Source organism: Proteiniphilum acetatigenes DSM 18083 (assembly GCF_000380985.1).
In the GTDB taxonomy this organism is placed as follows: domain Bacteria; phylum Bacteroidota; class Bacteroidia; order Bacteroidales; family Dysgonomonadaceae; genus Proteiniphilum; species Proteiniphilum acetatigenes.
In genome coordinates this window covers 109696-131300 of the sequence record NZ_KB905693.1, presented here as the reverse complement: position 1 = coordinate 131300, position 21605 = coordinate 109696, and the positions used below count along the sequence as shown (strand labels likewise).

The 21605-nt window shown below is 47.4% G+C and carries 14 protein-coding genes; 7 read left to right on the top strand and 7 right to left on the bottom strand.

Features of this window, described 5'->3' with window-relative positions; all coding sequences use genetic code 11:
• Positions 1-19 precede the first annotated feature (19 nt).
• The 7 genes from F597_RS0102635 (at position 20) to F597_RS0102605 (ending at position 11165) form a co-directional block, all read left to right on the top strand.
• A complete protein-coding gene (locus tag F597_RS0102635; RefSeq protein ID WP_044060017.1) occupies positions 20-2680 on the top strand; it encodes a glycoside hydrolase family 2 protein in 2661 nt (886 codons plus the stop codon).
• A gap of 13 nt (positions 2681-2693) precedes the next feature.
• Positions 2694-5051 carry a hypothetical protein gene (locus tag F597_RS0102630; RefSeq protein ID WP_019538157.1) on the top strand — a complete coding sequence of 786 codons (2358 nt, stop codon included), beginning with the start codon at positions 2694-2696 and terminating at the stop codon, positions 5049-5051.
• Positions 5052-5109: 58 nt separating this feature from the next.
• Positions 5110-6468 (top strand): Gfo/Idh/MocA family protein, encoded by a 1359-nt coding sequence (locus F597_RS0102625; protein WP_019538156.1) that lies wholly within the window; start codon positions 5110-5112, stop codon positions 6466-6468.
• 112 nt (positions 6469-6580) lie between these two features.
• Positions 6581-7429, top strand: a complete 849-nt coding sequence (locus F597_RS0102620; protein WP_019538155.1) for a sugar phosphate isomerase/epimerase family protein — start codon at positions 6581-6583, stop codon at positions 7427-7429.
• A 125-nt stretch (positions 7430-7554) separates the two neighbouring features.
• On the top strand, positions 7555-8652 hold the full coding sequence (locus F597_RS0102615; RefSeq protein WP_019538154.1) for an alkaline phosphatase: 1098 nt from the start codon (positions 7555-7557) through the stop codon (positions 8650-8652).
• Between the two features lie 67 nt (positions 8653-8719).
• A complete protein-coding gene (locus F597_RS0102610) occupies positions 8720-9772 on the top strand; it encodes a sialidase family protein (RefSeq protein ID WP_019538153.1) in 1053 nt (350 codons plus the stop codon).
• Positions 9773-9866: 94 nt separating this feature from the next.
• Positions 9867-11165 (top strand): MFS transporter, encoded by a 1299-nt coding sequence (locus tag F597_RS0102605; protein ID WP_139224076.1) that lies wholly within the window; start codon positions 9867-9869, stop codon positions 11163-11165.
• 1 nt (position 11166) lies between these two features.
• On the opposite strand, the gene F597_RS0102600 is transcribed toward F597_RS0102605, so the two are convergent.
• The 7 genes from F597_RS0102600 to polA all read right to left on the bottom strand — a co-directional run bounded on the left by F597_RS0102600 (position 11167) and on the right by polA (position 21605).
• Positions 11167-12621, bottom strand: a complete 1455-nt coding sequence (locus F597_RS0102600) for a glycoside hydrolase family 130 protein (RefSeq protein ID WP_019538151.1) — start codon at positions 12619-12621, stop codon at positions 11167-11169.
• 35 nt (positions 12622-12656) lie between these two features.
• Positions 12657-13673, bottom strand: coding sequence for a glycosyltransferase family 4 protein (locus F597_RS0102595; RefSeq protein WP_019538150.1), 1017 nt, complete (start codon positions 13671-13673; stop codon positions 12657-12659).
• Between the two features lie 11 nt (positions 13674-13684).
• On the bottom strand, positions 13685-15919 hold the full coding sequence (locus F597_RS0102590; protein WP_019538149.1) for a glycosyltransferase family 4 protein: 2235 nt from the start codon (positions 15917-15919) through the stop codon (positions 13685-13687).
• Between the two features lie 69 nt (positions 15920-15988).
• On the bottom strand, positions 15989-17434 hold the full coding sequence (locus F597_RS0102585) for an ATP-binding cassette domain-containing protein (protein ID WP_019538148.1): 1446 nt from the start codon (positions 17432-17434) through the stop codon (positions 15989-15991).
• Between the two features lie 27 nt (positions 17435-17461).
• Positions 17462-18241, bottom strand: a complete 780-nt coding sequence (locus F597_RS0102580) for a radical SAM protein (protein WP_019538147.1) — start codon at positions 18239-18241, stop codon at positions 17462-17464.
• Positions 18242-18310: 69 nt separating this feature from the next.
• The gene (locus F597_RS0102575; RefSeq protein WP_019538146.1) at positions 18311-18763 is read right to left on the bottom strand and encodes a YqaA family protein; all 453 of its coding nucleotides are present in this window, start codon (positions 18761-18763) and stop codon (positions 18311-18313) included.
• Between the two features lie 43 nt (positions 18764-18806).
• On the bottom strand, positions 18807-21605 hold the full coding sequence (gene polA, locus F597_RS0102570; RefSeq protein WP_019538145.1) for a DNA polymerase I: 2799 nt from the start codon (positions 21603-21605) through the stop codon (positions 18807-18809).

The following is a 21605-nucleotide window of genomic DNA, read 5'->3' as shown; positions in this document are numbered from 1 at the left end:
TACAAGGAGATACAATCGTATGAAGAAATTCAGTCATATCATCATTACATTCGCAGGCGCTTTATTTTTGTGTTCCTGCACGCAAAAAAGCACGATTGAAGAACTTATCCTGACAGATAACTGGTATATCCATTCTGCTGAGGGATTGAACCAGGATGGAGCGACATTATCTGTCTCTCCGGCGACGGATAACTGGATACAAACATCCTTACCTGCCACGGTATTAGGGGCATTATGCAATGCCGGCGTATATAAAGATCCCTTTTTCGGCATGAATCTGGAAGAAATACCGAAAGAACAGTTCAGAAAACCCTGGTGGTACCAGACCTCTTTTGACCTGACAGGGTTTGATCCGGAGAAAGAACAGACAAGACTGTTGCTGGACGGCATCAATTACAGCACAAATGTATGGCTGAACGGACATTTGATACTTTCTGCAGACAGTGCCTTCGGGGCCTTCCGTCAGTTCGCCTGCGACATCACCGGCATAGCTTCTGAATCGGGGAATAACCTGGCGATAGAGATATTGCCTCCGCAACCGGGTGATTTCTATATGGGTTTTGTCGACTGGGCGCCTGTTCCACCTGATAATAACATGGGAATTTATCGTCCGGTAAGAATCAAACGAAGTGGAAAAGTTTCTATCGACCGACCCTTTGTAATAACAAAAGTGAACACCGAAACGTTGGATGAAGCAACCTTGTCTGTTTCAGCAGAACTGACCAATCACCATTTCGAAAGTAAGAAACTGATCCTGGAAGCCAGGGTGGAAAACAGTGTGATCAGTGAAACTTTTACTGTGGAAGCGGGTAAGACGCTTCTCGCTGAACTTGCTCCGGAAAAATTCAAAGAGCTGACAGTAAAAAATCCCCGTCTCTGGTGGCCTAACGGATTGGGAGACCCGGAAATGTACACCTTGCATCTGTCGCTTAAAGAGGGAAATACGCTCTGTGACACGGCAGCGATCCGCTTCGGTATCCGTACAATTGACACTTACCTGAATGAACAAGGCGTCCGGGGATACAAAGTGAACGGAAGAGAAGTGCTGATAAAGAGCGCAGGTTGGGTGGACGACCTGTTTCTTCGCGATAATACCCGCAGTAACAGGGCACAAATACGCTATGTAAAGGAGATGAACCTTAATTCTTTGCGGTTTGAAGGTTTCTGGGGAACAAGCCGGGAGATATATGATCTCTGTGATGAAAACGGTATCCTGCTGATGGTCGGATGGAGCTGCCAGTGGGAATGGCCTGATTACCTCGGCCTGGAGATGGAGGTGCCGGAAGAAGACGAAAATATACCCATCAATGAAGGAGTCGATAAATACGGAGTGAAGATCACGCCTGAGCAGGAACAACTGTTATCGGACATGTTCAGGGATCAGCTGTTGTGGCTAAGGAACCATCCCTCTGTTTTTGTATGGGCCGTGGGGAGTGATGCCATGCCCAAGCCGTCGTTGGAAAAGAAATATGCGGAAACAATGGAAAGGTACGACAAAAGCCGTTCTTTACTGGTTTCAGCCGGTGATTTTACCAGCGGGCTTTCCGGAGTAACGGGGATGAAGATGAACGGGCCTTATGAATATGTTCCTCCCATTTACTGGTTCGAAGACAAAAAACTGGGGGGCGCTTTCGGTTTTAATACTGAAACAGGCCCGGGTCCGCAAATACCTCCGATTAGCAGTATCAAAAAGATGATCCCGGAAGAGAATCTTTGGCCGCCGCTGAATGTGGTGTGGGATTATCATTCGGGACGAAAAGACTTCAACAGTGTGAAAGTCTACCTGAATGCGTTGAACAAAAGATACGGAACCGCCGGGGATCTGGAAGAACTGGCGATGAAAGCACAATGGGCGAACTATGAAGCTATCCGGCCGATGTTTGAAGCATTCGTCGTGAACCGCCCGATAGCGACAGGAGTGGTGCAATGGCAGTTGAATTCAGCCTGGCCGGAATTCTACTGGCAGCTTTACGATTGGTATTTAATGCCTACCGGCGCATACTTCGGTACAAAGAAAGCGTGTCAGCCGGTCAATATCATTTACAATTATCATGACCGGAAAATATATGTCGCCAACGATATATTGGATGATATTACCGATCATACTGTAAGGGCTACGTTATATGATAGTCAGTCCAAAGTACTATTCGAACAGGGGAAAAAGTTGTCCGTGCAAGAGAACTCATCCGTTGTCTTTACGGAGTTACCGGAGCTGCCCGATAAAAAAGGGACTTATTTCCTGAATTTGACCTTGCACGACAGTCAGCATAAGCTGGTCGCCGACAATTTTTATTGGTTGTCGGGTCAGGAAGACCAGATGGATTGGGATCAATATTATTGGTTTTATACTCCCCAGAAGAGATATGCAGATTTTCACGAATTGAATGATCTGCCTCAACCGCAGGTGAATGCTACAAAGAAAGTGTACAAAGAGGGTGATGAATGGGTGGTGGAAGTGGATTTGAGCAATACGAGTAAAAATATTGCATTCAGTATTGAGTTACTGTTAGTGGACAATCAGACAGAAAATCCGATACTTCCGGTATACTGGAGCGATAATTATGTATCTTTGGTGAATGATGACACAAAAACGATTACGGCTCGCTGTAGTCTGGCTGACGCAACATCCGAACCTTCGGTAATTATACAGGGAATAAATGTAGAACGGATAAAAAAATAACAGATTGGTCGCCATGTACAGACCTGAGATCATGAATAAATGGGATGCAGTGCTGAAAATCTGTCTTGTTTTACTGTGCATATCCTCAACGCTGTATGCTGGTGAGATCGAGCTTTCCGGTAGCAGATTGCTTGTATCGCCTTCCATCAAATCTCCCGTGAAGGAGACAATCATTCAGGTCTTGCAGGAAGAGATCCACAGGCGTACGGGCATTCATTTAGGTATTACCGACGCCTGGGGCGGTTCGCCGGTCATCGCCTTGGCACTCTCTTCGGATGAGATATTGAATGGGAAGGCGCTTCCTGAAATGCTTTCTGAAAAAACAAAACTCTCCCTGCAAACCGAATCATTCAGCGTGATTGTGCAAGAAGAGGCTTCCCCGGCGGTTATCTGGCTTATCGGAGCCGATGAACGCGGGGTTTTGTTCGCTGCGGGACATCTCCTGCGTACATCATTACTTGCCGACAAGCAAATACTGTTCGATTCCTCAAGTGCCATACAAAGCGCGCCGGATTATCCCATCCGAGGGCATCAGTTGGGTTATCGCAATACGGCGAATTCCTATGACGCCTGGTCGAAGGAACAATATGAGCAATATATCCGGGAATTGGCTATCTTTGGTACAAACTGTATTGAGACCATTCCTTTTGACAATACTCCGAGCTCCCATATGAAAGTGTCAAAGGAAGAGATGAACCGGCATATAAGCAGTGTGTGTAAAAACTATGGACTGGATTACTGGGTATGGACCCCGGCCAATGTGGATCTCTCAGATGAAAATCTGTTTCGGGCGGAAGTAAAGAAACACAGTGATTATTACAGGGAGTGTCCGCATCTGAGCCATGTCTTTGTGCCGGGTGGTGATCCGGGAGACAATCATCCGCGGTATGTGATGCCTTTCCTTAAAGCCATTGCCGGGGAGCTGGAAAAATATCATCCTCAGGCCGGTGTCTGGATCTCATTGCAGGGTTTCAGCGATGAACAGATCGATTACTTCTACCATTTCCTGGAGACCGAGAGTCCGGACTGGTTGCGGGGAGTGGTAAGCGGGCCGGGTAGCCCTCCGTTGTCCGACACACGCTATCGGTTGCCCGGGAAGTATATGCACCGCCATTATGCCGATATTACCCATACTGTCCGCTGCCTCTACCCTACCCTCCGCTGGGATCAGGCGTTCGCCCTTACATTGGGACGGGAGCCGGTCAACCCGCAGCCTTTCTATTACGCGGAATTACACGACCGGTATGCCCCATTCACCGATGGTTTTCTCACCTACTCCGACGGAGCACACGATGATTTAAATAAGTTTATCTGGAGCCGGAAAGGATGGAATAAGGAGGAAGATGCCGTTGGCATTACGGAACAATATGTACGATTCTTCTTTGGCACCCGTCCTGATGATCGCGTAACGGATGCCATACTGGGATTGGAACGCAACTGGGACGGCCCGATAGAGGCAAACGGGGGGATTGAGATGACTTTCCTGCGCTGGCAGCAGCTTGAAGAGGCCTATCCCCGTTTACAAAACGACTGGCGCTGGCAGATGCTGTTGCTCCGCGCTTATTATGATACTTATACCAAAAGGCGGAAGTTATACGAACAAGGGTTGGAACGGGAAGCCAATAAATTGCTGGAGCAGGCTCCGGAGATCGGTTCTGAAAAAGCGATGGAATTGGCTTTGGAGAAAGTGAATGAAGCCAACCGGGTAAATACAGCTCCTTTATTGAGAAAGAAAATTGAAGATTATTGCGAGGCGTTATATCACTCCGTAGGTTTGCAGACAAGCGTGGAGAAATATCAGGCCAGCGGGCCGGAGCGGGGCTCTGTACTCGATTTTGTGGACTATCCGCTGAACAACCGCTGGTGGTTGTCCGACCGGTTTGAAAAGATCGGACAAATGGAAACCGAAGCCGAAAAGCTGGCGGCTTTAGAAGTGATTGCCGGATGGGAAAACCCCGGAAAGGGGAGTTATTACGATAACATATCGAATATCAGCCAGAGTCCGCGGGTAAAGACAACAGTCTATGATGCTACCGATGTGGCCTGGTGGGACGGCGGAAAAAGCCGTAAAAGGTTATCTACCCAATTATTCCAGAATGCCCCGCAACTTGTATATGAGGATCTTGACCCGAAAGCACGTTACCTGATCCGTATCGCCGGATATGGCGATGCATTGCTCAGGGTGGATGGGGAACGTATATCCCCCACCCAGTACAATAAGGAGTTAGAGGAATTCAAAGAGTTCCCCATAGACAGAAGATTCTTTCAGGACGGTAAACTGGAGGTTTCATTCGATGAACCGGAAGAGTCGCACCTGAACTGGCGTCAATATTCTAAGGTGTGTGATATCTGGCTTATAAAAATAAATTGAATAAAAATTGTACCACATCAGTAAACTATAATCGATTAACAACATAATTATATTTGTCATGGAAAATAGAAGGGAGTTTATTAAGAAAGTATCGGCCGGCGTAGCTGCCATGGCTATTAGTAGTAAGGGTTTTGATATGAGCGCCAGGAGTTATGCCCATATCCCCGGGATTAACGATAAGATCCGCGTAGGGGTTGTCGGTTTTTCCGATAGGTTCAGGAGTTCGCTTTTACCCGGCTTTATGAACCATGCCAGGGAGTTGAATTTCGAACTGGTGGCACTGTCGGATATCTGGAACCGCCGTCGTGAGGAGGGAAGAGCCTATATCAGGGAAAAAACCGGATGGGATGTCGCCTTGTGCCGTAATAACGAAGAACTGTATGACCGGAACGACATTGATGCGGTCATTATCAGCACCGCAGATTTCCAGCATGCGTTGCACCTGGTGGAAGCGGCAAAAGCGCGTAAGGATGCCTATTGCGAAAAACCGTTTGCAGAAACCATGGATGATGCCAATGCCGCATTAAAAGCCTGCAAGGAAAGCGGCATCGTGGTGCAGATAGGATCACAGCGCCGTAGTGGGGCGAATTACCATGCTGCCCATGATTATATCCAATCCGGAAAATTCGGTGATATCGTGATTGCCGAGATGTGCTGGAACGTGAACCAGCCGGGGCGTTGGAGAAGGCCGGACTTATGTGCCTCTATCCGGGAGAGCGATGTGGACTGGAACCGCTATCTGATGAACCGTCCCAAAGTGGCATGGGACCCACGCAAATACCTTGAATACCGCCTGTTCTGGCCTTATTCGTCGGGCATACCGGGACAATGGATGTGCCACCAGATCGATACAGTGCATTGGTTCACCGGCTTCCCCTATCCGCGCAGTGTGGTATCCAACGGAGGGATTTACCAGTGGAAAGACGGCCGCACCAATGCCGATACGCTGACTTCGGTATTCGATTACGGGCCGCTGGACAATCAGGACAAAGGATTTCAGGTGGTCTATTCGTCCCGTTTCAGCAATTCGGCAGGAGGGACAAAGGAGCTGTACTATTCGAACGGCGGAATGTTGAATCTGGATACCAACGAAATTACTCCCGAGGGCGGATTGAGTGAACGCGAGGCATCTGCCATGGGATTAAAGGCCAACCGGCTCGACAAGTTCACTCTGCCGAGTGTTACCGTGGAGGCGGAAGCCAACACGGGAGGTGATCCCCTCACATCGGCCCATATGCGTAACTGGATGGAGTGTGTCAGAGCGAAGAATGTAGCCACCAATTGCCCGGTAGAAGCAGGGCATAGCCATACTATTGCCTGCGCTATGGCAAACGCCGCCTACCGGACAGGTATGCGGGCAGTATATGATCCGGCAGCACAACAGATTATGGCGGGAGGAAAAATATTCAAGTACTAAAATAGAACTAAAAGTTAAGAATGAAGAGTGAAAAATGAAAAGTTTTCGATTCCCACATCTCACATTTCAATTCCCAGATCCAAAGTCTTGGTTCTAAAATAAATATTGCCTTATGAAGCCTTTTTATTATAATATACTTCTGGTATGCCTTACGCTTGGAATGGCATCCTTTTCCGATCCTTACCAGCCGGAATTTGCTGTGTGTACAAGTGTATCCAATTACCCGTTGCTCAAAGCGACAGGGTATACGTATGTCGAGTCGAACGTGTCATACCTGATGCCTGACAAGAGTGATGCCGAATTCCAGGAACATCTGGATGAAATAAGGAAATTAGAGGCCAGAATTATTTCCTGTACCAGTTTTATTCCCGGCAGTTTGCCTCTGATCGGTCCTGAAGCCAGACATGATGAAGCAGTGGTCTGGGCGGAATCTGCTTTACGCAGGGCGGGTATGGCCAATATTCCCTACATTGTTTTCGGAAGCGGTAAAGCCCGCAATGTACCAGAAAATTTCAGTAAGGAAGAAGCTACGGAACAATTTATTTCTTTTTGTAAACAGATCGCTCCATTGGCTCAGAAGTATAAAGTGACGGTAGTTATCGAACCCCTGAACAGGTCGGAAACCAACCTGATCAATTCCCTGGAGGAAGGCGCCCGGATCGTGGAAGCGGTCGATCATCCCAATGTACAGTTACTGTGCGATATATATCATATGATGCGGGAAGATGAACCTGCATCGGAGATAGTGAAATATGGTAAGTATATCCGTCATTGCCATATTGCTGAGAGGGAGGAACGCACCTCCCCCGGCACCAAGGGCGATGATTTCAGGCCCTATTTCAAGGCATTGAAACAAATCGGGTATAAAGGTTGCGTTTCTATTGAATGCAGATGGAAAGATCTGGATAAGGAAATACAACCGGCTTTGTTTTATATGCGGGAGCAGTTTCGCTCTTTATAAATCAGAGGAATTAACTGCATAACAACTAATAGATATTCTTATTTCTCTATATCTTAGATTCTTTGATAAAAAAATTAATGTGTAAAACTAATAGGATAATCATTCTCACGAAATATAATTAAATTATGAAAAGAATTCATTTATCGCTTCTTATTGTATTATCGGTATTTTTTGTTCAATGCTCATCTGCCGGCGATAAAACCGGACAGGAGACCACTCCACAGGTAAAGAACGTGATCATAATGATCGGAGATGGAATGGGCGTTAGCCAGGTATATGCGGGACTGACGGCAAATAAGGGATCGCTCCATCTGGAAAAGTGTCAGTTTGTAGGATTTTCCAAAACGTACTCTGCAAACAATTATATAACAGACTCCGGGGCAGGTGGTACAGCCATCGCATGCGGAACCAAAACAAAGAACGGAGCCATTGGCGTTGATGTAGACGGGAAGCCGGTTAAATCGATCCTTGAATATGCCGCAGAAAACGGTCTCTCAACCGGCGTGGTGGCAAGTTGTGCCGTTACTCATGCTACGCCGGCATCATTCGTGGCACACCAGCCCAGCCGTAAAATGGAAGAAGAAATTGCCGTAGATTTTTTGAACTCCGACATTACGGTTTTTATCGGAGGCGGAAAAAGATACTTTGATGCCCGTTCTGATAATGAAAACCTGTTGGATAAACTGGAAGCCAAAGGTTTTCAGGTTGCGCTCAATATGGATGACGTTAAGAAAGTGACTACAGGCAAACTGGCAGGACTTGTGGCAGACGAACATCCGGCTCTCTATCCTGAAAGGGGAGAATTTCTTCCCGAAAGCGTCCAAGCAGCGATCAATCTACTGAAAAACAATGATAAAGGCTTCTGCCTGATGGTAGAAGGTTCACAAATCGATTGGGCTTGCCATGCGAATGAAAAAGACGCCACTGTGAATGAAATGCTGGACTTTGACCGGGCGATTAAAGTGGCTTTGGATTACGCAGATCAGGACCCGAATACGTTGGTTATTATTACGGCAGACCATGAGACGGGTGGTATGGCGCTTACCGGCGGTGATCTGTCAACCGGAGAAGTGGAAGCGACCTATGCCTCAACAGGACATACCTCTGTGATGGTTCCCGTATTTGCTTATGGTGCTGGCGCTGTTGAATTTGCCGGTATATACCAGAATACCGATATTCTCACTAAAATTCTGAATTTATATGGTTTTGGAACGGAAAAATAAACCATTTTCATCCCGGAATATGATAATCCAGGCGTCCGTTATTGTTGTAAACAAATAAAATTATCGCATGGTAAATAGTAAAATTACAGTATTGTTATGCCTGCTGTTACTATCAGCAGGCCGGTTATCCGCAAATGAATCCTTTTCCGGACAAACGGAAAGAGAAAGATTACGCGCCATCAAACCTGTGATTCTTCATTCGGAAATAATCCCGGAACCGGCTTCGGTGCCATCGGCACATGCCTCAACCATTGTTGAGACAGATGATGGCTTACTGGCGGCATGGTTCGGAGGTACTTACGAAAGGCATCCCGACGTGAGTATTTATACCTCCGGATTCAAAAACGGCCAGTGGAGTGCGCCTGTTATGGTAGCCGATGGCATACAGGATGAATTGCAGCGGTTTCCCTGCTGGAATCCGGTCTTGTTCAAACGAGAAAACGGAGACCTGATCCTTTATTACAAAGTGGGGCCGAGTCCCAGTACCTGGTGGGGGGAATATAAGATATCGACCGACGAGGGTAAGACCTGGTCTGCCATGGAGACTATTCCGCGTGGATGCCTCGGACCGATCAAAAACAAACCGGTGATCATCCCCGGAGACAAAATACTCTACCCTACCAGCATAGAAATTGTAGGCAAATGGAATGTCTATATGGAAATGTCTAACCAGGATCTGACGGACTGGGAAAAAATAGAGATCGACAATAACGGTTTTGACGCTATCCAGCCTTCCGTATTGTTTCACAAAAACGGAGCCCTGCAGATCCTCTGCCGTTCGAAGAACGAAAGTGTGGTGGAGTCCTGGTCGTATGATAACGGGAAGACATGGACACCCCTGGCACCGACCGAGTTACCCAATAACAACTCCGGTACGGATGCCGTCACCCTATCCAGCGGCTTGCAGTTAATCATTTACAATCCGATTACCTCCGGCAGGAATAAACTGGCGATAGCAGGCTCATACGACGGTAAAATATGGGAGAAACTGATTGATCTGGAAGACCAGCCCTCCGGTGAATTCAGCTACCCCGCTATTATCCAGGATAAGAAAGGGAATGTCCATGTGACCTATACCTATAATCGTGAAAGGATTAAATACGTACAAGTGAAGTTCTGAATTGAAAGGGCATGGGAAAAATTCCCGCACAAGGAAATGGTTTCATGTGGATTCCGTCTAACGAAAAAGATAAATTCATCGTATGAAGAACAGCATGTCAAATTTGACGTCAAAAAAGTCCTACCCATGGTTGGTTGTAGCCATGCTGTGGTTCGTGGCGCTGCTTAATTACCTCGACCGCCAGATGCTTGCTACCATGAAACCATTTATGGAGATAGATATTGCGGAACTGGTTACCGCAACCAACTTCGGACGGCTGATGGCGGTTTTCCTGTGGATATATGCTTTTATGAGCCCGTTGTCGGGTATCATAGCCGACCGGCTGAACCGCAAATGGCTGATTGTGGTCAGCCTCTTTGTCTGGTCGGGAGTAACCCTTGCCATGGGGTATGCCCGGAATATAGACCAGTTATATATTCTGAGGGCCGCCATGGGTGTCAGTGAGGCCTTTTATGTTCCTGCCGCGCTGTCCCTGATCGCAGACTATCACCAGGGGAAAACGCGGTCGCTGGCAATCGGATTCCACACTTCGGGGATCTATCTGGGACAGGCTTTCGGAGGATTTGGGGCGACCCTGGCTGCCGGAACCTCCTGGCAGTTTACTTTTCATACTTTTGGCCTTATCGGAATGGTATATAGTTTGATATTGATTGCCTTTCTCCGTGAAAAGAAGACCTATGTGATCGATACGAGCCGGAAAAGATCCGTCAGACAGGAGTTAAGTGCGATGGGGAAAGGGTTGACTATGCTTTTCTCCAATATTGCATTCTGGATAATCCTCTTTTACTTTTCCGCGCCGAGTTTACCGGGATGGGCGACTAAAAACTGGCTGCCGACCCTGTTTTCGGAATCGCTTAATATGGGTATGGAACAGGCGGGGCCGTTATCGACTATGACGTTGGCGATGGCATCATTGATCGGCGTATTGGTCGGCGGTTATATATCCGACCGTTGGGTGGCGAAGCGACTGAAAGGAAGGATCTATACCGGTGTGATCGGATTGGGACTGACCATTCCGGCGTTGGTGTTGATCGGTTACGGGAGCGGATTATTTATGATCGTTACAGGAGCACTTTTGTTCGGATTGGGTTTCGGGATCTTCGATGTGAATAATATGCCGATCTTATGCCAGTTTGTACCGTCGCGCTACCGAGCTACCGGTTACGGGTTTATGAACCTCGCGGGTATATCGGCAGGTGCCGTAATCACCAACGAGTTGGGCAAAGCGCTGGATGCCGGTCATATGAATACCGTCTTCGTCGTAATGATCGGGGCGGTTGTCCTGGCTATCATCCTGCAATTGACGGTGCTCAGGCCGAGAACCATCAATATGACCGATGAATTGCTGATCACAAAAAATAATGACCCTTTCCCGGTCGGTAGCAAGCCATAGGTCAACCGGCGGGTTTCATCTTCCTGAGGAGACTTTTTAATTCCACCATGGCGATACGCGTAGTGATATCCGACATGGCATAAGGAATGATCAGGTGCCCGTTGAAGAGCATCGCCCCGCATGTGTAAAGCACATTCGGCACATATCCAACCCGTTCTTCCTCATTGGGAGACAGTAAGGGTTCTCGCAGTCGTGCGACGATCTTTGTAGGATCGTTGAGGTCGAGCAGGACGGCGCTGATACAATATTGACGCATGGGACCCACGCCATGTGTCAGCACCAGCCAGCCTTCTTCCAGTTCGATAGGGGATCCACAGTTCCCGATTTGTATGAATTCCCAGGGATAGAGCGGTTCCTGGATAATCTGCGAAGTATGCCAGAAGTGCAGGTTGTCGGAGAACATGATATGGTTGTTCTCGCCGTCCTGTCGCGACAGCATGGCATATAAACCGTTTATCTTACGGGGAAACAGCGCCAGGCCTTTGTTTTGTATGGCATTCCCGTTCAGGGTGGATATGTTGAGAGTCATGAAATCTTTTGTTTTGATCAGTTGCGGCAGGATGTGCTGGCCGTTATAGGCAGTGTAAGTGGCATAATAGACAGTCTTGCCGTCGTCCTTTGTAAACTGAACGAAACGGGCATCCTCGATACCTTTGCTTTCATTCTCGGAGACCGGATAGATCACCCGTTCCGAGAGTTGGGTCTTATCGTTGAACTTTATCTTGTAATTGGAATTGGCCAGCCAGTTGATGGCATTGATGGCGTTATCGTCGCTTTTGCCGGGATCTTCCTGATATACCTCATGAATACTGAATTTGAGATCCTGATAAGTAAAAAACGGTTGCAACCGGCTCAGGATACGTTGGGAAGTATCGTTCCAGGCCCCCATTTCCTGAAGGGTCAGGCAGAAAAGATGATTATCGTAAAAGGGATCGTGAAGCATGGCGGGCGTTTCCACGAATTCCGATACGCTGTCGAACATAAGCGAAAAATCGCTATAGATGATTCCGCTCCGGAACACGATCGATGAGATATGTCCTTCGCCTGTCGCACGCAGGCTCATGGCAAACCGGGCGCCGCCCTCAGGGACATTGCTTTGATCGGGATGGAGGACGATGGAAGGATTGAAAAGGGCGGCCGACTCGATGGAGTATTCCTTGGTAAAATAAGAACCTATAAGCATTTTCTTGGCCAGGGAGATGTGGGCTGTATGAGGAATATATTCGGCTACCTTGTCAAAATTTATCAATAATAACTCCTCCAGATTCCGGTGCCGGTCGGAGAAATCATGGCGGATTTGCAGCAATATCTTTTTAGCAGTAGTATCGGATAGGCCCAATACCTTGGAAAGTAAGTTGTTCACCCTGGAAAGATCTCCCGGAATATAAGGCTGGGTGATCACCCGGGAAGGATCCCTTTCTATCCTCGCTTTTTTTCTTTTTACAATTTCTTGCATAACAGTTATTCTTTTTACAAGCCGGATGTTCCGGCTTAGCTGTGTGATTGTAATACGTTTTCATATATATCGATATAGTTCCTTACCATTTCTTTATCGCTGAAACGGTTTTCGGCCCAGAAGCGGCAATAGCGCCGGTCAATGACTGAGACATGCTTTACGGCCTCTGCCGACTCGTCGACCCCGGCGGTGAGGAAGCCTGTTTTGCCGTCCTGGATCAACTCGGGCATGGAGCCCCGATTGAAGGCTATGACCGGCGTTCCACACATCATGGCTTCAGCAACGCTCAATCCGAAGGGCTCGTCGAAAGAGATGGGATGCAACAGGGCATAGGCATGGCCGAGCAACCGGTCACGCTGTCCGGGTCCGGAATTGCCCGTATATATCACACGATCGCCGTCAACGAAAGGGCGTACATGTTCGTCAAAATAGGCTTCATCTTGTATTAATCCCGAAATGATGAGGCGGCGTTTTACCTGCCGGGCGATCCTGATGGCTTCGCGTGTGCCTTTATCCGGGTGGATCCTGCCGAAAAACAGCAGATAATCGTCCGGAGAGGCGTTGAATGAGAAATCCCCGGTGTGTATGCCATTGTATACCGTGGCAGTATAGCGCAGTTCGGGGCTGCGGTCGGCATTGCTGATGGATACGTAGTAGTTGCTGTGGTTATATTTTTTGTACACCGGCAGGATGGCAGGTGAAGAAAACCCATGGATAGTGGTAACCATAGGGGTACGCATCAACCGTGAATAGGTGAGGGGCAGGAAGTCGAAATGGTTATGTATGATGTCGAACCGGTGTGCTTGTTCCATCAGGTGACTGATATGCAGGCATTCCCACACTTTTGCGTCGGCTGAAGGGTCTTCGGCGTAACCTGTTTCGCAGACAGATTCGAGAGCGGCTGTAGTCATGGAATCACCCGTGGCGAAAAGGGTAACATCCATGCCGGCCTGTACCAATCCTTCGGTCACGTTGGACGCTACCTGTTCCCATGGGCCGTATTCCCGGGGTGGCGTTCGCCATGCGATGGGCGATAAAATCGCGATTTTCATAGATCCCGGTGCTAATCTTTCCTGTAATATTCTTCGTGTGCCTCCAGAACGACAAGGTAAGCAATCAGGTAGGCGAGTGTACTCTCAGCCCCCTGATTGCGGCTGATACCATCTCGTTCCAGGCCGTCGAAGCAACCCTCGGTTTCATAATTATAGAGGCTGAGACGGAGATCGTTTTCACCCAGAAACCACCTGAAGGAAGCAAAAAGCTTTTTCAGGTAGTCGCTGTTGTCGGTCATTTTGTATGCCTGATGAAACATTAATACCATGCACATGGCATCAACAGGCTGTTGGGCAAAATCAGAGCGGGTACCCTCCCGACGATACCATTTTTCGTTTCCGATAATCGACAAATACCCCTCCCTGAGGGTAATATCTGAGAGGAATTGCATCGACTCGAAGGCAATTCTCCGGACTTCTTCATCCTTAAGGATATCTGCAGCGTGTAGCATGGCGAGGGGGAGCATGCCGTTGTCGTAGGCAAACAGTATTTCATACCACTTCCAGCCGTCGTGGGCATTTTGGCGATATTCCTCCGCCAAAAAAGTGGTGAGTTTGCGCAATCGTTCGATCATGACATCATCCCCCATATTTTTTCTTAAATAGTAAGAAACACCGATGATGACATTGGCGATGCTGCGTACCGAACGAAGACTGTCGAATACGGGAAGGGCCTTGTCGAGCATGAATTTTCCGATTTGATAGTAAGAATCATCCGGGGCATTATCCATCATGTATCCTATAGCCCATATAGCACGCCCGAAGGCGTCTTCAGAGCCTCTTTCCTCGAGAAAACTCCGATCGAAGTTCAAGAAATTACGAAATGTGCCGTCATCGTTTTGCATATAATGGATATAGCTCAGATAAACCGGACATAGTTCCAGTGCTTCGCGGTTTTTGGTTTCCTTATAAGCCATCAGGGCCATGATGAGTGCCCGGGCGTTATCGTCAAGACAATAGCCTTCCTTTAAGTTGGGAATACCGAATTTGGTGTGCTGTATGATCCCCGTATCGTCGGTAAGACGTTTTACATGCGCCAGTGAAAAGGGCGGCAGCATTTTTATGTCGAAGGGGATGGATTCTTTTTTGGGGATTTTTACCTGCTCGGCTGTTACTTTTTTGACGAGGCTGTTATATTTGACGCCGATTTTGGGCCAACTGATCTGACAGCCGTATTTATAGGCATTCCTGCTAAGGCGGAGCCGCTTTTTGGGATGGTGCAGCAAATCGATCAGGATACCGGCCAACTGCCCGTGGTTACTGAAATCGAAGAGTACTCCCTTGTTGTCAGCCAGTAATTCCACCGCATGCCAATAGGGAGTGGAAACCACAGGGCACCCTACGCCCACGGCATACGAGAGCGTACCGCTGGTAATCTGCGCTTCGTTGAGATAAGGCGTAATGTAAATGTCGGCCGCATAGAGATATTTGAACAATTCCCGTTCGTCGGCAAATTTATCAATAAACACCACATTATTTTCCAGGTGTAATTCGTCCACCAGCTGGATAAGGTAATTACGGTATTCCTCACCCATGTAACGGAGTACATGAGGGTGCGTCTTGCCCAGCACGATATACAATACTTCGGGATGTTTTTTAACGACTTCGGGCAAAGCCTTTATCACCGTCTCGATGCCTTTGTTCCGGCTGACAAACCCGAAGGTCAGGAGTACTTTATTCTTTTCGAGTTTGAACTCTTTCTTGGCTTCCTGCCGGGAAAATTTGAAGTCGGGTACGCCGTGCTCTATATAAGCTATCTTTTCTTTCGGCACATCATAAATATTTTGAAGGAAACCCACGGCCTGCCGGCTCATGACCACCACGCGGTGAGCCGTCCGGCAAATCCGTTGCAGTATCTCTTTCTGGTCATAGGAAGGAGTTTTTAATACGGTATGCAGGGTTACGACAAGAGGCATTTTAAGGCGATGAAGGAGAGAGAGGATATATACGCCGTTACGGCCGCCGAAAATTCCGAATTCATGTTCCAGGATGCAACAGTCGGCACCGCTGAGGTTGATATATTCCGCCGCTGCCATATAATCGTGTTGATATTCCTGGCGGATAGTAAACTTGACTTCTTCAGGATATTCGTATTCCTGGTCAAAATCGTTCATTGCGACAACAAAGCTCCCGTTCCTGCCCCTTTTGAGGTCTTTTTTGCCGGACATAGCCTGCCGCAGGTTGTGGGTAAAGGTTCCGATCCCACACCTGCGCGGCGGATACGTCCCGATATATACTGTCTTCATTGCCTTTAAACATTTAATTGTGAGTGGACATATAAAGAACAGTTATATACGGCGCTTTGTTTGAAAGGGTTATAACCGCATACAGTGATCTATACAATCGGGGATCTCTTCTTTCCGGTGAGTTACGTATATCAGCGACTTTCCGGGCTGGTGTGCGAAAGACCCGACAATAGAGGTACACCGTTCTTTGTTGTAATCGTCCAATCCGTGAAAAGGTTCGTCGAGGATCAACAACTCCGGATTTTTGATAATGGCCCTTGCAAAGAACAACAGCCGCTGTTCACCTGAAGAGACTTTCAGGAACGGCCTGTTTTTCAAATGAGATATATGGAGTATTTCCAGTAATTTCTCTGCCAGAAGAGCTTGTTGTGCGTTGCATTTCCGGAACAGTCCGATACTGTCGAAAAAACCGGAGGCGACTACTGCGGAGCAACTCACATTTTCCCTGTAGTAGAGATGCAATTCGGAAGAGCTGAACCCGATACGCCTTTTGATATCCCAGATGCTTTCTCCCGTTCCCCTTTTGCGCCCGAAAAGGCGTATATTTTTTGCGTATGCCTGCGGATTATCAGCAAAAATATAGCTGAGCAGGGTCGATTTACCGGAACCGTTAGGTCCCAGCAATGCCCATTTTTCATCCTTTTGGATAGTCCAGTTTATATCTTTCTGAATGGTCCGTTGCCCGTAAGCAATATCCACCTTGGTCATCGATACCAGTTCATCGCTTTCGGATCTGCGGTTTTCAAGCGTGAAATCGTCCCAGTTGATTCCGGGAAGGGAGATGTCTGTAGGCTGGTTTTCAGGAATAAAACCGGTCTTCTCTCCACGGTAATTGATTGTACACTGCTTCATCTCCACAATATGCGTTGTGCAGGCAGGAAGATCATCCATTGAGGGGGCAAGGAACAGCAACCGGATATTACAGCGGTTAAGAAGAAACATAAACATATCGTTGAGTGCCTTACGCGACTCTTCATCCAGGCCGATAAAGGGATTATCAAAGATCAACATCTTGGGATTGTCGAGCAATACTTTGGCAATAAGAAATTTCCGTAATTCCCCACTCGACAGGTGGATAAATTTCCGGTCCATTAGATCGGATATATGGAAAGTGTTGAAAATAAGACGGTTCTCTTGTGATATGTTGTCTAATGGCAATAATTCACTTACTAGTGGTATTTCTTCATTCTCGGAGTGATTGAATCGTTGTTGGTAAAACAACTTACGGTAATCGAGCAGGGAATAGGCGGCATTGAACTCGATCTTTCTGATCCGTTGAGAAGGCAACAGAGAACCGGCATTTTTATCAGGATCATCCGAAAAATAATACCTGATCTTTCCCGATTGAACGGCTATCTTTCCGCATATCAGTTCTGAAAGTAGTGACTTTCCGCTTCCGTTCCGTCCTACAACACCCCAAACCTCATCACTGTTAATTAGCCAGTCGATCGGGCGGGTAAAAGGAGAATCGGGCATCCCTGGAACGACATTTTCTAATGCAATAAAATGGGTCATAGTGGTTTAAAATAAAATACAGGATTATTATCCTGCCACATTTGTTTGTATCCCTAACTCTTCCACTCTGGCCGCTATTTTCTGCAAATCGTCGATAGGCACCTTTTCAAGCTCTTTGGCGGGCGTTTCCCGGTCGATGGTGTAGATCATCACCTCGCGGGGATTAAGCGCCCTGATGAGCTCTATCCAGGCTGAAATCTCCTCTTCGGTAGTGTTGTCGACTTCCTGTCCTTCAAACCGGCCTCTCACAAACATAGTCTGCAGGATAAAATCACCTTTGAAACGCTTATAGCGTTCTACCTGTTTGGCCACTGAATATCCTGGTGCGTTGGGACGGTCGAGCAGACGTACGGTCTTATCGAGTGCCGAGTCGAGTTTCACTATGGGATTCTCTATCTTTTGGAGTGCCTCGAATACCTCGGGCTTGTTGAGGTGCATACCGTTTGTCAGCACACTTATTTTGGCATCGGGGAAATAACGGTTCCGTAACTCTATGGTATCATCAATGATACCATAGAATTCAGGATGCATCGTCGGTTCCCCGTTACCGGCAAAAGTGATTACATCGGGTGTGATTCCTTCCCGGTGGAGCGATAACAGTTTATCCTCGAGCGCCGCCCGTACATTTTCCCGGTCGGGTAATTTGGTCTTTGTACGGAAATCCTTATTGAACCCGCATTCGCAATAGATACAGTCGAATGAACAGAGCTTACCGTCATACGGCAGCAGGTTCATTCCAAGCGATACCCCCAGCCTCCTGCTGTGGATAGGCCCAAAAACAATCTCATGAAAAAGTATGGTGGACATGTGAATAAATAGTGAAAAATGAATAGTGAAAAATGAAAAATTAAAAACTAAAAGTGAGCGGCTGTTCCATTAAAACCATGAAAGGATGCGGTCGGTGCCGAAAGCGATCACCAGATACCGCAGAAATTTACCGGCAGTCATTGATATCATCACTACAGGTGCATTAGCCCGCATAAACCCCAGTGCGACCAGCATCAAATCGCCTATGGCGGGGAGAAAGCCGAAAAATCCCATGACCGCCCCTTTCCTTTGCAGCCGGAGAATCATACGGTCGACCTTCTCCGGTTTTATCTTAAACCATTTTTCCAACCATTCAGTCTTGCCCAGTCGTCCCAAATAATAGCAGGTTGCACCCCCTGCGGAATTTCCTATGGTAGCATAGACGATACAACTCCATATATCATATCCTGCGGCAATCAACGCTGCGAAAACCACTTCCGAGCTCAATGGCAGAATCGTGGCTGCCAAGAAAGAAGCCAGCAGTAGACCCCAGTAACCGAATTCTGCTAATCCGTCCAGCATAAAATAATCTGCTAATCATCACATCACCACATCATCACATCGACTAGTGCGCTGCCAGCCAGTTTTCCCCTACCCCTATGTCGGTCTTCAGCGGGATCGATAATTGACAGGCATTTTCCATCTCCTCCGTCACAATTGCTTTTACTTTTTCCAATTCCTCCGGGAATACATTGAAATTCAATTCGTCATGGACCTGAAGGATCATTTTAGATTGAAGCTTCTCCTTTTGTAGCCTGGTGAAGATACGGATCATGGCCATTTTGATGATATCTGCCGCACTCCCCTGAATAGGGGCGTTGATGGCATTTCGTTCAGCATAGCCACGTACGATGGCATTCCGGGAGTTGATATCGGCGAGATACCGTTTACGTCCCAAAATCGTTTCCACAAATCCTTTCTCACGTGCGTGGGAGATACTTTCATCCATATATTGTTTCACCTGCGGGAAGGTGGCGAAATATCCGTCGATCAACTCTTTGGCCTCAGTACGGGAGATGGTAAGCCGTTCCGACAATCCGAAGGGTGTGATGCCGTAGATAATCCCGAAGTTGGCAGTTTTCGCCTTACGCCGCATATCCCCGGTAACCTCTTCGAGGGGGATCTTATAAATCCTGGCAGCTGTAGCGGCATGGATATCCTGCCCTTTACTGAACGCTTCGGTCATATTCTTGTCGCCGCTCAGGTGCGCCATAATGCGCAGTTCGATCTGTGAGTAGTCCGATGAAACGAACAGGCATCCCTGATCCGGGATAAATACTTTCCGCATCTCTTTACCCCGTTCATCGCGGATAGGGATATTCTGCAGATTGGGGTTGGTGCTGCTCAGGCGCCCTGTGGCGGCTACCGTCTGGTTGAATGAGGTGTGTATCTTACCCGTACGGGGATTGATAAGCAGCGGGAATGCATCAATATAAGTACCGAGCAGTTTTTTAAGTCCCCTCTGTTCCAGTATCTTTTCGATGATCGGATGTTTCGAGCGGATCTTCTCCAGTTCTTCCTCACTGGTTTTATATTGTCCGGTCTTGGTCTTTTTGGGCTTATCCACGATCATCAGCCTGTCAAACAGGATCTCACCGATTTGTTTGGGAGAATTGACATTGAACTCAATGCCGGCCATATCAGTGATCTCTTTTTCAATCCGTTGGAGTTCGGCGGTATATTGGGTAGAAAGCTCTTCCAATGCTTTCAGGTCGAGCCTTACCCCGGTCCATTCCATATCAGCCAGCACATAGATAAGAGGACATTCAATGTCGTAAAACAGCTTCTCCAGTTTGTTATCGTGAATCTCCCGTTCCAGTATATTTTTCAGTTTCAGTGTGATGTCGGCATCTTCTGCGGCATAATCGACTACGATCTTCGGATCCACATCACGCATACTTTTTTGGTTTTTACCTCTTGGACCGATCAGTTCTTCGATATGTATCGTCCGGTATTTCAGGTAGGTTTCTGCCATATAATCCATTCCGTGCCGGATCTCCGGGTTCAGGAGATAGTGGGCGATCATGGTGTCGAAGAGTTTCCCTTTCACATGGATATCATAATTGCGGAGCGACAGGATATCATATTTGAGGTTTTGCCCTATCTTATCGATAGCCTCATTTTCAAAGAAAGGCTTGAATATCGCTGTCTGACGATAGGCCTCTTCGCGGTCGGCAGAAATAGGTACATAGTAGGCTTCCCCCTCCTTGAATGCGAAGGAGAGTCCCACCAGATCACTTAATAACGGATCCATACCGGTAGTTTCCGTGTCGAAGCAGACCGATGGCTGTGCCGTTAACTTTTTGCATAGTTCCACCATTTCTTCTTCCGACCGTATCATCATGTATTGATGAGGTGTTGTGTGGATATTGGTGTAGCCGGTGGATAATTCGACCGGTGGCAGTATTTCTATTTCTGTTTCTGTTTCCTCTTCGACCGTTTCAAACAGATTGCCCTGTACGGGACCTTTGGGTACAACGGCCGCAGGCGTCTGGTTGAACAGACGATTCAGAAATGTACGGAATTCCAGCACTTCGAAAAGGGCCTTCATAGCCTCTCTGTTCTTATCTTTTCGGGCAAAATTATCCTCTTTTACCTCAATGGGGACATCCGTCCTGATAGTGGCAAGGAATTTTGAGAAAAGGATCTGTTCCCGATTATCCTCCACCTTCTTTTGCAGTGCACCTTTCAGTTGATGGCTTTGTGCGAGTAGGTTTTCAATTGTACCGAACTCTTTGAGCAGTTTCACAGCTGTCTTTTCTCCTACTCCCGGACATCCGGGGATATTATCGGAGATATCTCCCATCAGCCCCAGCAGGTCGATCATCTGGGCAGGACTGGAAAGGTCATACTTTTCCATCACTTTCTTATCGTCCAGAATATCGAAATCGTTGCTACCGTATTTAGGTTTGTAAATAAAAATATGAGATTCGGTAAGCTGGCCGTAATCTTTATCAGGCGTCATCATGTAGACATCAAAACGATCTTTATCCGCCCGTTTGGCAATGGTGCCGATCACATCATCGGCTTCATAGCCGGGTACTTCCAGTATAGGGATATTATAAGCAGCAATGATCTGTTTGATGATGGGAACCGATCGCTTGATATCTTCTGGAGTAGCTTCACGTTGCGCCTTATAGGCTTCGAATTCCTGATGACGGAAAGTAGGGCCATCAGGATCGAAAGCGACCGCGATATGTGATGGGTTTTCCTTATGAAGTACTTCTTCCAGTGTATTCACAAATCCGAAAATGGCAGATGTGTTCTCACCTTTTGAGTTTACTCTCGGATTCCTGATAAAGGCATAATAGGAACGGTAAATAAGTGCATAGGCGTCCAGAAGGAAAAGCTTATTTTTGTGCAT

Coding starts and splice junctions, on each gene's coding strand:
- F597_RS0102630 (WP_019538157.1), top strand. CDS start 2,694: ATGTACAGACCTGAGATCATGAATAAATGGGATGCAGTGCTGAAAATC.
- F597_RS0102625 (WP_019538156.1), top strand. CDS start 5,110: ATGGAAAATAGAAGGGAGTTTATTAAGAAAGTATCGGCCGGCGTAGCT.
- F597_RS0102585 (WP_019538148.1), bottom strand. CDS start 17,434: ATGACCCATTTTATTGCATTAGAAAATGTCGTTCCAGGGATGCCCGAT.
- F597_RS0102580 (WP_019538147.1), bottom strand. CDS start 18,241: ATGTCCACCATACTTTTTCATGAGATTGTTTTTGGGCCTATCCACAGC.
- F597_RS0102635 (WP_044060017.1), top strand. CDS start 20: ATGAAGAAATTCAGTCATATCATCATTACATTCGCAGGCGCTTTATTT.
- polA (WP_019538145.1), bottom strand. CDS start 21,605: ATGCACAAAAATAAGCTTTTCCTTCTGGACGCCTATGCACTTATTTAC.
- F597_RS0102575 (WP_019538146.1), bottom strand. CDS start 18,763: ATGCTGGACGGATTAGCAGAATTCGGTTACTGGGGTCTACTGCTGGCT.
- F597_RS0102615 (WP_019538154.1), top strand. CDS start 7,555: ATGAAAAGAATTCATTTATCGCTTCTTATTGTATTATCGGTATTTTTT.
- F597_RS0102605 (WP_139224076.1), top strand. CDS start 9,867: ATGTCAAATTTGACGTCAAAAAAGTCCTACCCATGGTTGGTTGTAGCC.
- F597_RS0102610 (WP_019538153.1), top strand. CDS start 8,720: ATGGTAAATAGTAAAATTACAGTATTGTTATGCCTGCTGTTACTATCA.
- F597_RS0102600 (WP_019538151.1), bottom strand. CDS start 12,621: ATGCAAGAAATTGTAAAAAGAAAAAAAGCGAGGATAGAAAGGGATCCT.
- F597_RS0102595 (WP_019538150.1), bottom strand. CDS start 13,673: ATGAAAATCGCGATTTTATCGCCCATCGCATGGCGAACGCCACCCCGG.
- F597_RS0102620 (WP_019538155.1), top strand. CDS start 6,581: ATGAAGCCTTTTTATTATAATATACTTCTGGTATGCCTTACGCTTGGA.
- F597_RS0102590 (WP_019538149.1), bottom strand. CDS start 15,919: ATGAAGACAGTATATATCGGGACGTATCCGCCGCGCAGGTGTGGGATC.